The sequence below is a fragment of the Herbaspirillum sp. WTB6 genome (genome assembly GCF_057457785.1).
Genome location: NZ_CP176522.1, coordinates 665464 through 678669, shown reverse-complemented (window position 1 = coordinate 678669; position 13206 = coordinate 665464). Strand labels below are relative to the sequence as shown.

At 64.3% G+C, this 13206-nt stretch carries 9 protein-coding genes and 1 tRNA gene; 1 reads left to right on the top strand and 9 read right to left on the bottom strand.

All coding sequences use genetic code 11. The annotated features are described in order from the left end of the window. Nucleotides 1–91: 91 nt before the first annotated feature. The 8 genes from ACK2VC_RS03120 to ACK2VC_RS03085 all read right to left on the bottom strand — a co-directional run bounded on the left by ACK2VC_RS03120 (nt 92) and on the right by ACK2VC_RS03085 (nt 10476). Nucleotides 92–703 carry a TetR/AcrR family transcriptional regulator gene (locus ACK2VC_RS03120; RefSeq protein ID WP_486732135.1) on the bottom strand — a complete coding sequence of 204 codons (612 nt, stop codon included), beginning with the start codon at nt 701–703 and terminating at the stop codon, nt 92–94. Beyond that, nucleotides 700–2142 carry an efflux transporter outer membrane subunit gene (locus ACK2VC_RS03115; protein ID WP_486732134.1) on the bottom strand — a complete coding sequence of 481 codons (1443 nt, stop codon included), beginning with the start codon at nt 2140–2142 and terminating at the stop codon, nt 700–702. The genes ACK2VC_RS03120 and ACK2VC_RS03115 overlap by 4 nt, the downstream gene beginning before the upstream one ends. Further along, nucleotides 2135–5299: an efflux RND transporter permease subunit gene (locus ACK2VC_RS03110; RefSeq protein WP_486732133.1), complete on the bottom strand. Its 3165-nt coding sequence runs from the start codon at nt 5297–5299 to the stop codon at nt 2135–2137. The genes ACK2VC_RS03115 and ACK2VC_RS03110 overlap by 8 nt, the downstream gene beginning before the upstream one ends. 12 nt (nt 5300–5311) lie before the next feature. After that, complete coding sequence (locus ACK2VC_RS03105; protein WP_486732132.1) at nt 5312–6508, bottom strand: efflux RND transporter periplasmic adaptor subunit; 1197 nt, start codon at nt 6506–6508, stop codon at nt 5312–5314. A 263-nt stretch (nt 6509–6771) separates the two neighbouring features. Further along, entirely contained in the window at nt 6772–8460 is a 1689-nt protein-coding gene (locus ACK2VC_RS03100; RefSeq protein WP_486732131.1) for a methyl-accepting chemotaxis protein, read from the bottom strand. Nucleotides 8461–8568: 108 nt separating this feature from the next. After that, the gene (locus ACK2VC_RS03095) at nt 8569–8841 is read right to left on the bottom strand and encodes a hypothetical protein (RefSeq protein WP_486732130.1); all 273 of its coding nucleotides are present in this window, start codon (nt 8839–8841) and stop codon (nt 8569–8571) included. A gap of 233 nt (nt 8842–9074) precedes the next feature. After that, the gene (locus tag ACK2VC_RS03090; protein ID WP_486732129.1) at nt 9075–10259 is read right to left on the bottom strand and encodes an MFS transporter; all 1185 of its coding nucleotides are present in this window, start codon (nt 10257–10259) and stop codon (nt 9075–9077) included. Nucleotides 10260–10399: 140 nt separating this feature from the next. Next, nucleotides 10400–10476, bottom strand: a tRNA-Pro gene (locus ACK2VC_RS03085). A gap of 156 nt (nt 10477–10632) precedes the next feature. On the opposite strand from ACK2VC_RS03085, the gene ACK2VC_RS03080 reads away from it, so the two are divergent. Beyond that, entirely contained in the window at nt 10633–11799 is a 1167-nt protein-coding gene (locus ACK2VC_RS03080; protein WP_486732128.1) for a M14 family metallopeptidase, read from the top strand. On the opposite strand, the gene ACK2VC_RS03075 is transcribed toward ACK2VC_RS03080, so the two are convergent. Beyond that, nucleotides 11782–13029 (bottom strand): DUF2863 family protein, encoded by a 1248-nt coding sequence (locus tag ACK2VC_RS03075; RefSeq protein ID WP_486732127.1) that lies wholly within the window; start codon nt 13027–13029, stop codon nt 11782–11784. The genes ACK2VC_RS03080 and ACK2VC_RS03075 overlap by 18 nt on opposite strands. Nucleotides 13030–13206: the final 177 nt, after the last annotated feature.

The window sequence follows — 13206 nt, the reverse complement described above, 5'->3', positions numbered from 1 at the left end:
TTTTAAAAAATATGGAGTATGTTTTAAAAATTGATATTTAATGGCCGGAATAGGTCGTATACATGAGGAGTATGTAATTCCAGCCAGTGTGTCACGTGCCATCCGGGGCTGCCAGCAGCGACGGCAGGAACTCCTGCAGCGCGGCTTGCAGCAGCGCATGATCGAAATCGGGCTGGCGCGCTTCGCGCACTTTCATCCCTTCCCACAGGCATTGCAGCAGCAAGGCCACCGTTTGCGTCTGTGCCGGTGCGATCCCGAGCCCGCCGTCGCTCTTGGCGCGGCACAGCCAGGCGCGGAACTCGGCATCCAGGATCTGATCGGAGGCGCGTACCGCAGCCCCGATCGCGGGGTCGCGCGAGGCTTCGGCCGAGATTTCCAGGAACAGCGCCGGGTCGGTTTGGCGCGATGAATTGCCCTGGTCGCGGCCGAATGACTCGGCGATTTGCAGCGCGAGGTCGGTGCGGCCGTCGAGCTGGCGCATTTCCTCGCGCGCCAGTAGCAGTTGCTGCTCGATGATGGCGAGCACGATTTCACTCTTGCTGCCGAAGTAGCGGTAGATCAGCCCTGGGCTCATCTGCGCGGCATCGGCGATGTTGGCCATGCTGGCGGCATGAAAACCGTGTTCGATGAAACACTTCTCGGCCGCCGCCAGGATTCGTTCGCGCTGCGCCAGCGCCCGCATTTCTGCCGGTGTCGCGTTCATTTCTGCTCCCGGTGTTCCTGCCAGCCGCCACCCAGCACCTTGTACAGCGCCACGCGGTTGGCCTGTTCCGCCAGTTGCGTGGCCACCAGCGATTGCTGCGCGGCGTACAGCGTGCGCTGGGCGTCGAGCAGCACCAGGTAGCTGTCGCGCCCGGCCTCGTAGCGTGCGCGCGAGAGCTGGTCGGCGCGCGTGGCGGCCGCCAGCAGCGCCTGCTGCGAGGTTTTTTGCTCGGCCAGCGTGCGACTGAGGATCAGCGCGTCGGCGACTTCGCGAAATCCGGACTGGATCGCTTTTTCATATTGCGCCAGCGCGATGTCGCGCTCGGCGGTGGACAGGCCCAGGTTGGCGCGCAGGCGGCCGCCCTGGAAGATCGGCAGATTGACTTGCGGTACGAAGCTCCAGACCCGCGTGCCGCTGGCAAACAGGTTCGACAATTCATTGCTGGCGCTGCCGATGCTGCCGGTCAGGCTGATCGAGGGGAAAAACGCGGCGCGCGCGGCGCCGATGTTGGCGTTGGCGGCCCGCAACTGGTGCTCTGCTTGCAGCACGTCCGGGCGCCGCAGCAGCACCTCGGCCGGCAAGCCGGCCGGCAGCGCGCCCAGGCCGCTGACCTGAAGGTCAAAGCCGCTCGGCAGCAAGGCTGGCTCGACCGGCGCGCCGACCAGCAGCGCCAGTGCATTGACGTCCTGTGCCACCTGGCCGGCATAGCGCGAGACGTCGCTGCGCGCGGTCTCCAGCGCGGTCTGTGCCTGGGACAGGTCGAGTTCCGACACCGCTCCCAGCTTGTGGCGCTGCTCGCTCAGGTGCAATGCCTGCTGGCGGTTGGCGAGCGTGGCTTGCGCCACGCGCTGCAATTCCTGGTCGGCGGCCAGCGTCAGGTAGGCGTTGGCGATCTCGGCTACCAGGCTCAACTGGGCGCCGCGGCGTGCTTCTTCCTGGGCAAAGTATTGTTGCAGCGCGGCCTGGCTCAGGCTGCGCACGCGGCCGAACAAATCCAGTTCGAAGGCGGCTACGCCCAGGCCGGCGCTGTAGGTCGGGGCGGCGGGCGCGGCATCGCCGCCGCGCGTCACGGTGGCGTTGGCGCCCAGCGACGGCAACTGATCGGCGCGCCGGATGCGGTACTGGGCGCGGGCGCGCTCGACGTTCAGTACCGCCACCCGCAGATCGCGGTTGTTGTCGAGTGCGCGCGCGATCAGTTGCGCCAGTTTCGGATCGGAGAAGAAATCACGCCAGCCGATGTCGGCCGTCGTGCCGCCGGCGGTATCGGGAGCCGGGGCCGCGCTTGTTCCAGCCACGCCATAGGCGCCGGTGGTCGGGGGCAGTGGCCACGCTGGCGGAATGCCGGCGTCAGCCGCTGGCAGCGCCGGCTCGAGGCTGGCGCAGGCGCTGACCGACAGCAGCACTGCCAACGCCAGGGTGGTGAACATCGGCTTAGTCATGAGAGGGTACTCCTGCGGCAGCGTCGGCAAGCGGCGCTGCAGTGGCGACGGATGGCTTGCGGCCCACGAACAGCCGCTCGACCACCACGAAGAACAAGGGAATGAAGAAGATGCCGAGCAGGGTGCCGACGATCATGCCGCCCAAGACGCCGGTGCCGATCGCGCGCTGCGCGCCGGAGCCGGCGCCGCTGGAAATCGCCAGCGGCAAGACGCCCAGGCCGAAGGCGAGCGAAGTCATCAGGATCGGCCGCAGGCGGTCGCGCACGGCGGTCATGGTGGCCTCGATCAGCTCCATGCCCTTTTCGAGGTTTTCCTTGGCGAACTCGACGATCAGGATCGCGTTCTTGCTGGTCAGCCCGACCGTGGTCAGCATCGCCACCTGGAAGTAGACGTCGCGCTCCATGCCGCGCAGCGTGCCGGCCAGCACCGTGCCGAGGATGCCGAGCGGCGCCACCAGCAGCACGGCGGTCGGAATGGTCCAGCTTTCATACATCGCGGCCAGGCACAGGAACACGATCAAGAGCGACAGCGAGTACAGCATCGGCGTTTGCGAGCCGGCCTGGCGTTCCTGGTAGGACAGCCCGGTCCACTCGATGCCGACCCCTTTCGGCAACTGCGCCACCAGTTTCTCGACTTCGGCCATGGCGTCGCCCGAGCTGACGCCCGGCGCCGCTTCGCCGTTGATCTCCATTGCCGCCACGCCGTTGTAGCGTTCCAGGCGCGGCGAACCGTAGTCCCAGTGCGAACCGGCAAAGGCCGAGAGCGGCACCATCTGGCCCTGGTTGTTGCGCACGCTCCAGCGGTTGAAGTCCTCGGGCACCATGCGGAACGGCGCATCGGCCTGCAGATAGACCCGCTTGACGCGGCCGCGGTCGATGAAGTCGTCGATGTACTGGCCACCCCAGGCGGCCGACAGCGTGCCGTTGATGGCCTCGGTAGAGAGGCCGAGCGCGCTCGCCTTGCGGGTGTCGATATCGAGGCGGAACTGCGGCGTGTCGTTCTGACCGTTGGGGCGGACGTTGGTCAACAGCTTGTTCTGCGCGGCCGCGCCCAGGAACTGGTTGCGCGCCGCGGTCAACGCAGCATGGCCAAGGTTGGCATTGTCTTTCAGGTAGAACACGAAGCCGGCGGAGGTGCCGAGTTCCGGCATGGCCGGCGGTGCAAAGGCGAAGGCCAGCGCATCCTTGATCTGCATCAGCGCCCCCATCGCGCGGCCGCCGACGGCAGCCGCCGAAGCTTCGGGTGCGGTGCGTTCGCTCCAGTCCTTCAGCTTGACGAAGGCGATGCCGGTGTTCTGGCCGGTGCCGCCGAAGCTGAAGCCCTGTACGCTAAAGATCGACTCGACCGTCTCTTTTTCGTTTTGCAGGAAGTGCTGTTCCACTTTTTCAATGGTTTCCATCGTGCGCTGCTGGGTCGCGCCGACCGGCGCTTGTACCATCGCGAACAGGATGCCCTGGTCTTCGGCCGGCAGGAACGAGCTGGGCAGGCGCAGGAACAGGAATACCATTACTGCCGCCAGCGCCGCGAAGATCGCCATGAAGCGTTTGCCGCGCGTGACGATCCCGTATACGCCGCCCTGGTATTTCCTGCTGCCGCGCTCGAAAGTGCGGTTGAACCAGCCGAAGAAGCCCTTGTCGCTGATCTGGTGGCCTTTGGCGAGCGGCTTCAACATGGTCGCGCACAGCGCCGGCGTCAGCACGATCGCGATCAGCACCGACAGCCCCATGGCCGAGACAATGGTGGCCGAGAACTGGCGGTAGATGACTCCGGTCGAGCCGGCCATGAAGGCCATCGGCACGAATACCGCCGACAGCACCAGTCCGATGCCGACCAGCGCGCCGGTGATCTGGCTCATCGATTTACGCGTGGCTTCCAGCGGCGACAGCCCTTCCTCGCTCATCAGGCGTTCGACGTTTTCCACCACCACGATCGCGTCGTCGACCAGCAGGCCGATCGCCAGCACCATCGCGAACATGGTCAGCATGTTGATCGAGAAACCGAGCGCGGCCAGCACGCCGAAGGTGCCCAGCAGCACCACCGGCACCGCGATGGTCGGAATCAGGGTGGCACGGAAATTCTGCAGGAACAGATACATCACCAGGAACACCAGCACGATCGCTTCCAGCAAGGTTTTCACCACGCCCTTGATCGAGACCGCGACGAACGGCGTGGTGTCGAACGGCACCACGGCGGTCAGGCCGGCGGGGAAGGTCGGCTTCAATTGTTCCAGCGTGGCCTTGACGCCGGCGGCGGTATCCAGCGCGTTGGCGCCGGTGGCTAGCGAGATGGCGGCGCCGGTGGCGGCCTTGCCGTTATAGCGGCTGATGAAGTCGTAGTTTTCGGCGCCCAGCTCGACCCGGGCGATGTCGCCCAGTTTCAGGACCGAGCCGTCCTGGTTGCTGCGCACCACGATGTCGCGGAATTGCTCGGGTGTCTGCAGGCGGTCTTGCGCGGTGATGGTGGCGTTGATCTGCTGGCCCGGGATGGCCGGCGCGCCGCCCAACTGGCCGACCGCGACTTGCGCATTTTGCGCCCGCACCGCAGCCATCACGTCGGCTGGCGCCAGGCGGTAGGTATCCAGCTTGTTGGGGTCGAGCCAGATCCGCATCGCATACTTGGAGCCGAACACCTGCAGTGTGCCGACGCCCGGCACGCGCGACAGCGGATCGACCAGATTGGCGACCACGTAATCGGAAATGTCATCCTTGTCCATGCTGCCGTCTTCGGAGACGAAGCCGAGCACCATCAGGAAGCCGCTGCTGGCCTTGCTGACGTTGACGCCTTGCCGCTGCACTTCCTGCGGCAAGAGCGGCATCGCCAGCTGCAGCTTGTTCTGCACCTGCACCTGGGCCGTATCCGGGTTGGTGCCGTTGGCGAAGGTGAGCGTGATCGAAGCGGCGCCGCTGGCTTCGCTGGTCGACGAAAAATACATGAGCCCGTCCAGGCCCTTCATGTTCTGTTCGATGATCTGCGTTACCGAGTCTTCCACTACCTTGGCCGAGGCGCCCGGATAGACGGCGTTGATCGTGACCGTCGGTGGCGCGATGGTCGGGTATTGCGAGATCGGCAGCTTGGTGATCGACAGGGCGCCGGCCAGCATGATGATGATGGCGATGACCCAGGCGAAGATCGGGCGATCGATAAAAAAACGTGCCATATCGGTCGTCCTTTATTGTTTCTTGGAAGCGGTGGCGGGGTCGGCGGCGGCGGTCTTGGCTTCGGCCGGCGCTGCCTCGCTGGCTTGCACCGGCATGCCCGGGCCGATCTTTTGCAGGCCTTCGACGATCACACGGTCGCCGGCCGCGAGGCCCTCATCCACCAGCCATTTGTCGCCAATGGTGCGGCTGGCCTGGACCTGGCGCGGTTCGACCTTGTTGTCCTTGTTGACCACCATCGCGATGGCATTCCCCTTCGGGTCGCGCGCGATGCCTTGCTGCGGCACCAGGATGCCTTCCGCGCGCTGGCCCTTGCTGACGACGGCACGCACGTACATGCCCGGCAGCAAGATGTTGTCCGGGTTGGGAACAGTCACGCGCAGCGAGAAGCTGCCGGTGGCCGGATCGACGGTGACATCGGTGAAGGCCAGTTTGCCGGGGTACTTGTATTGGCTGCCATCCTCCAACAGGATCGTGACCGGGACGTTGCGGGTGTCGGTCAGGGTGCCCGCCGCCAGTTCTTTGCGCAGTTGCAGCAGCTCGCTGCTGGATTGGGTCAAGTCGACATGGATCGGGTCCAGTTGCTGCACGGTGGCCAGGGCCGCCGGCTGATTGGCGGTCACCAGCGCACCCTGCGTCACCGAGGATTTGCCGATGCGGCCGCCGATCGGGGAGGTGATGCGCGCATAGTCCAGCACGATGCTGTTGCGCTGGACCGCGGCTTGCGCGGCCTTGACGTCGGCTTCGGCCTGCAGCAGCGCCGCAGTGGCATTTTCATTGTCCTGGCGGCTGATGGCGTCGATCTTGGCCAGTTCGGCTGAGCGGGTGGCGTTCAGGCGGGCCGAATTCATGCTCGCCTGCGCGCGCGCCAGCGCGGCCTGCGCGCTGGCGAGTTCCGCCTGGTAGGCGGCATCGTCCAGTTGGTACAGCGGCTGGCCGGCCTTTACCGGTCCGCCTTCGGTGAACAGGCGGCGCTTGATGATGCCATTCGCCTGCGGCCTGACCTCGGCCACCAGCGAGGCGTTGGTGCGGCCGGGCAATTCACGCGTCAACGTTACCGGCTCGGTCTTGAGCGTGACCACGGTGACCGGCGTTGCCGCGGCGCCCGGATTGGACGGTGGTGCGGCCTGCGGACTGCACCCGATCAAGGCTGCACTTGCCAGCATGCCAATGAAAATCAGACGGGAGGGAATTTTGTTGTATGAGGTCATGACGGGCCTTGATCGTGTTTTGAAAGTTGTTCTCTGTATCACGAGGAGGAAAAGCGAAAGGGCGAAGAGTAAACGTTTATTCTCATTTCCGCAAGGACAAATTCCCCGGCCTTGCCATGCGGCGCTGGATCTTGGATCGGCTTGTGCGACCGACGCTCACGCTTGTTGGGGGCGGTGATTGCCGGGGCGAGGCAGCGATGGCGACCCGATTTAGCTTTCTGATATCGCATGCGGCGATCGGCCGCACATGGCGGTCGACGGCCTCAGGCCGCGAGGTTGAGCAAGGCGTGGTTGTCTGGCTGCGGGTCGCCGTGCGCCAGCGGTGTTGCCGGCGAGGATATCAGCAGCGGCTGTCCGGACGCCATGCCGAACGGCGCTGGGATGGCGGCTGGCGAGGGGGTTGGGGAGGCGTTTTCTGCCAGTGTAAAAAAATCGACTGCCCGGCGTAAATTGAAGGCCTGCCGTTGCAGGTTTTCGGCGGCGCCGGCCGATTGTTCCACGAATGCGGCGTTATGCTGGGTGGTGCGCTCCATTTCAAGGATTGCGCCATTTGCCTGCTGGATGCCGATACTCTGCTGCTCGCTCGCGCTGCTGATGTCGCGGACGATGTCCGCCACCTGCCGCGACGAACCGACGATCTGCTGCATGGTCTTGCCGGCCGCGGCGCTCAGCCGGTCGCCATGATGAATTTGCCCGATCAAGCCGTCGATCAAGCCGTTGATTTCCTTTGCCGCCGCGGCCGAGCGTTGTGCCAGCGTGCGTACTTCGGCGGCCACCACGGCAAAGCTGCGCCCTTGAGCGCCGGCGCGTGCCGCCTCGACTGCGGCATTCAGCGCCAGGATGTTGGTCTGGAAAGCAATACCGTCGATCACTCCGCTAATCTGCGCCACCTGGCCGGAATCCTGTTTCATCCGGCTCATGGTGCTCACGACTTCGGCAATATCCCGGCCGCCGCGGCCGGCCAGTTCGGCGGCCGACTCTGCCAGTTGCCGCGCATGGCGCGCATGCTCGGCGTTCTGCCTGACGGCGGCGGTCACCTGCTCGATCGAACTCGCGGTTTGTTCCAGGGTGACGGCCTGGGTTTCGGTGCGGTGCGACAGATCGGCGTTTCGTTCCACCATTTCGCCGGCGGCGGTGCTGAGCACGTCTGCTTCGTGCCCAATGGTGCGGATGGTGGCGGCCAGGCTGCCATTCATCGTCTGCAAGGCGTTCAGTAACTGGCCGCTCTCATCCTGCCGCCCGCCGCCGATCTCGACGTCCAGCTGCCCGTCGGCAATTTTCTGGGCGACCGCGACCGCATGGCTGAGTGGCTGCACGATGCTGCGCGTCAGCATCCAGGCGAACAGGATCCCGAGACCAAGCGTCAGACCACCCAGTGCCATCAGCGTCAGACGGCTGGAGCGATACACTTGAGCCGATTCCAGGGCCAGCACCGCGGCCTGCTGTTTCTCGTGATCCAGCAGCGCACGAATCGCACCGGTATAGCGCTCGAATGCCGGCTCCAGTTCGGTCCCAGCCAGGCGCTCGACATCTTGAATCTTGCCCACCGACTTCAACTCGAAGATCCGTGCGCGCAGTTTTTGATAGGCGGCTTCCTGTTGCGCGATGGCGGCGAGCAGGACCTGTTCCTCGGCGCTATCGCCGCGGACGCCGGCGCGCAAATCGGCAATCAAGCGGTCGCCGCCCTGCAGGCGGCCCATGAAGTAATCTTCCAGTTCCAGGCTGTCGCTTTTGGCGATCGCCATCGCCCGCGTGCCGTTCAGGCTGACCGCGCCCAGCCAGTCGGCGGCCTGCTGCTGCTTGGCAAGCTTGTCGTGCACCAGATGTTCGGCCATGGCGTTGACCGCATGCAGGCGCCCGATCGCGATCCACACGATCAGGCCCATTACGGCCAGCACCAGCAAAAAGGAAAGAAACAGCCGCGGCCCGGTCCGCAGTTTCGGCAACCTCATGGCGCCACCTCCGATCATCGCCCGCGTGCGTACCGGGCTCGCGGGTAGTCTAAGCGGGCATTGTTACCGGGCAATTACCGGCAGCGGCTGTTCCTCAAGCCATCCTGCTTATTTTGCAGCCGGCATTTCGCCGGTCGGCGCTTTGGCCGGTTCTTTCGGCGCGCGCGGAGCCGCGTGGCGGGTCTTCGCCGCGTGGCGCTTGGCCGGTTTGGCGGCCGGTTTCATCTCGGCTTGAGAACGGAGTTCGGCCGCATGCTGCTCGACGGCAGCAGCCTTGGCAGGGTCGGTGCTTTCCGTAACGCCCTCGACCAGACCTTGCGCCAGCGTTGACGCGGCGATGGCAACCAATATGGCGGCCAGCATAAGCGGTGATTTTTTCATGACGGATTTCCTTTCGGCTCGTTGGATCTACAGTCGTCGGACTGGACAAGTTGTTAACGAGTTCCGAGGACAAGCGGCGGACAGGAAGCGGCGGGCAAGTTGTAACAAGATGTAGAAGGCGCTGCATTCAGCGCCTATCGAAGCGGGAACGAACCATCTCTCCCGCTCGATGTTGCACTTCGTATTTGTGCCGGATTGTCGGGAATCCGGCCGGGACAGCGATGCGCCGGGAATCAGTTGTCGGCGCGCGACAGTCTCTGCGCCGCCCGATACTGCGCCATCCACAACAGTGCCGTCGCCACCAGCGCCAGCGGTGCCAGCGAACCAAGGTTGATCCAGGTCCAGCCCTGCTGAGTGATCAGCACGCCGGAGGCGAACGAACTGGCCGCAACGCAGGAAAACACGCAGAAATCCATCGCTCCCTGCGCCTTGTTTTTTTCGTCCGGCAAATACGCCTCGGTCAGCAAGGTACTGCCGCCGATGTACAGGAAATTCCAGCCCACGCCCAGCAGCAACAGCGCCAGCACAAACTGCATCAGCGCCACGCCCGACAGTGCGATCAGCACGCAAATCACCATCAGCACCACCCCGGCGGCCATCACCGGCAGCACGCCGAAGCGCTTGATCAGATGGCCGGTGAAAAAGCTCGGCACAAACATCCCCAGCACATGCCACTCCAGCACGATCGCGATATGGTCGAACGGGTGTTCGCAGATCTGCATTGCCAAGGGGGTGGCCGCCATCAGCAAATTCATCACGGCGTAACCGAGCGAAGCGCCGGCTACCGCCACCAAAAATACCGGCTGGCGGGCGATCTGCGAGAGCGGCCGGCCACTGGTCGCGCCTGCCGCCGGCGCCTGATGCGGCGGGAAGTCGATGAAACTCATGATCAGCAACGACAGCAGGGCCACTCCGATCAGGGCCAGATAGGCGCCGACGAACGGTGTCGGCAACAGCGTACGCGTGGCATTCGCCAGATTCGGGCCGACCACGGCGCCGACGATGCCGCCCGCCAGCACCAGCGAGATCGCCTTCTCCTTGAAGCCGGGCGCCGCCAGTTCGGGCGCCGCAAAGCGATACAGCGACGCATTCGCGCTGTAATAGCCGGCGATGAAGGTCGCCGTCACCAGCAGCCAGAACTGCTGCGAAGCCGCCGCCCATGCGCAAATCGCCGCCGACAGCGCCGCCACCAGCAGCCCAATCTGGAACGAGCGCTTGCGCCCCAGGCGCCGCTGCGAGCGCGCCACCAGCGCCGTGGACAGTGCCGCCCCCACCACATAGCCGGTCACCGGCAAGGTCGCCAGCCAGCCAAGTGGCGCCAGCGCCAGCCCGACCAGGCCGTTGATCGCGATGAAGGTGACGTTATTGGTGAGGAACAGGCCCTGGCACAGCGCCAGCAGGAAGAGTTTTCGGTTCATGGGGCAGGACGGTTTTTGAGATGGCGTATTTTCCACTACTGCGCCACTTGCGGGGGTTTTGTCTGTCGTTCCGGAACGCTTTCGGCGGCACCAGAAGAAAGGCCGGCAGTGATCGAAATCACTACCGGCCTTGTGTTTTTTGGTCGGGACGGAGTGATTCGAACACTCGACCCCCTGCACCCCATGCAGGTACGCTACCAGGCTGCGCTACGCCCCGACGAACTGCGAATTATAGCAGAGCAGGGTGTGGATTTGGGCAGGCTGGCGCGCTTTCATCATCGTGTTTCACGCCGCACAAACCAGCCGGCACTGCGCGATAATCGGCGGCAAGCAAGGCGCTGCATGGCGGCTCCGTTATCCTGAAGGGAATTTCATGACGATCAAGATCAGCGATCAATTTGAGGCCGGCGCAATTGAAGTTGTGCGCGCCGAAGCGGCGCAAGCGATCGAACTCAATCTGCGGCCGGATTCGCATGCCGATATCCGCCAGTGGTTTTATTTCCGCCTGCAAGGCGCACGCGGCCAGGCTTGCGGCATACGGATTCTGAATGCCGGCCAGGCGGCCTTTGCCGCCGGCTGGGAGAGTTACCAGGCACTAGCCAGCTATGACCTCGAACACTGGTTCCGGGTGCCGACCAGTTACGACGGCCAGGTCTTGAGCATCGCTTTTACGCCGCAGCAGGACAGCGTCTACTTCGCCTATTTCGAGCCGTATTCGTGGGAGCGCCACTTGCGCCTGCTGGGCCGGGCGCAGGCGTCGCCGCTGGTGCGGGTGGAAGACCTGGGTTCGACGCTGGATGGGCGCGACCTGAACCTGCTGCAGATCGGCAATCCGGCGGCTGACAAGAAGGCGTGGGTGATCGCGCGCCAGCATCCAGGGGAAACCATGGCCGAGTGGCTGGTCGAGGGGCTGGTCGACGCCTTGCTGGACGCCGCCAATCCGCTGGCGCGGCGGCTGTTGCAGCGTGCGGTGCTGTACATCGTGCCGAACATGAATCCGGACGGCGCGGTGCGCGGCAACCTGCGCACCAATGCGGCCGGGGTCAATCTGAACCGGGAATGGATGGCGCCGTCATTGGCACGCAGCCCCGAGGTGTACCTGGTGCGCGAGCGCATTGCCCGGATCGGCTGTGATTTCTTTCTCGACGTGCATGGCGACGAAGCCTTGCCGTACGTATTCGTGGCCGGCAGCGAGATGCTGGAGGACTTCAGTGCGCAACAGGCGGCCGAGCAGCAGTTGTTCATCGACGCTTTCCGCCGCGCCAGCCCGGATTTTCAGACCAGGTACGGCTACGCCAGCAACAAATACCGGGAAGACATGCTGAAACTGGCGTCGAAATATATCGGTCATACCTTCAAGTGCCCATCGCTGACGCTGGAGATGCCGTTCAAGGACAACGCCGAGTTGCCGGATGCCGGGCTTGGCTGGAGCGGTGCCCGCAGCGCGCGCCTGGGGGCGGCGCTGCTGCAGCCGCTACTGGAGCTGTTTAGCCAGGATGCCGGGCATCCACCTGCCTGGAATTCAGTGGAAATGCTCTGAACCGGCCGCTGCGCCCTCGGGCATTTCGGCATGCACCAGTTCGGCGTCCTGATCCGGGTACAGTGGGGCGCCGCAGTCTTCGCAGAATTCCAGCGGAAAACGTTGCCGATGGCGCTTGATGCGGGTGATACCGCACTCGCGCAGCAGCGTCAGGATTTCCTCGATCGGCGTCTTGGCCGGGCCGGCAAGCTCCGTTCCGCCGGTGGCCAGGGCTGTCTCGCCGTGCTCGTCGTCTTCCTGCCCATACAAGGGCCAGATCACGCCATACACCACCTCGCGGTTCTCGCCGACGGAAAAGCCAATGCGGTATTCGTCGATGTTGCCGTCGGCAGTTTCGGCAAAGCTGCCGATGCTGGCCTGCAGCTCCTGCGATTCGACGCCCAGAGTCGAGGTCAGGTAGAAGGCGGCGGCGCGAATCGAGGCCGGGCGGATCTGCCTGTCGGCCTCGCGGCAGGCCACGAAATAGGCGTCTGGCAGCAGCAGCTCGATGCCGCAGCCGGGCATCGCGCGCGTGACATTGGGCGTCGCCTGCGATCGCCATATTTTGAGGGCGGCGGCGCGCGCTGCGCCATAATCGGTATGGCCGGCTGCAGCCTGCCAGCCGAACAGCGGCATGCCGGCCGGCGCGCTGACGGCGGCCAGCAGAAAGCGCACGTCGGCTAAAAACGGTGCGGTATCGGGCGGGTTGACGAGGCCGCCCACCGGCGTGTTTTTCAGCGCCGCCTGCGTCATGCGCTGGGTCAGCGTGAAAATTTCGCTGTGCGTGCGCGGTAGCTGGTCGATAGAAAACAGGGTTGGCGCCAGCGCGGCCTTGACGTCGGCCGCCAGAATGTGCGCATGCAAATGCGCGGAGAGTGCGGCCAGGATGTCGGCCGGGATTGGACCGGCCGGGATCGAATAGCGGGTCCAGGCCAGGATTGGCATGGCCACCAGCAAGCCATCCCAGGTGACGCCATCCTGTTCGATCACGCACGATTCGCTGCCGGCTTCGGCGGCGTCCATCAACACTTCATAGGCATCCGGCTCGCTGGCGAACAGGCGGTCGAGTGCCGCATCCAGCGCATTCTGGTGGCCGTTTTTCAGCAGTTTGTGAACCAGCAGTTCGAGGTGGCGCTCCCACGCGCGCTGTTCGATGCGGCTGCCCGACTGCAAGATCGCGCGGCAGAAATTCATCAGGCGCAGGCTGTCCGCGGATGGTTTGGAAGCAGAGGTTTTGGAGAGTTGACGCATGACGGGTCCGGTTCAGCGAGGGGCAGCGGGAGTCGTATTGTAGAGGATTCCCGGAGGTGCGGTAAAAAAGGGAGTATGTAAAAAAACATCTGTTTTTTGCAGTAAATTAAAGAGAATTTAAATTTACTCAGTACAGTATATAAGGTGGTTGACGGTAAAAAAGCCGGACGCTCGCGC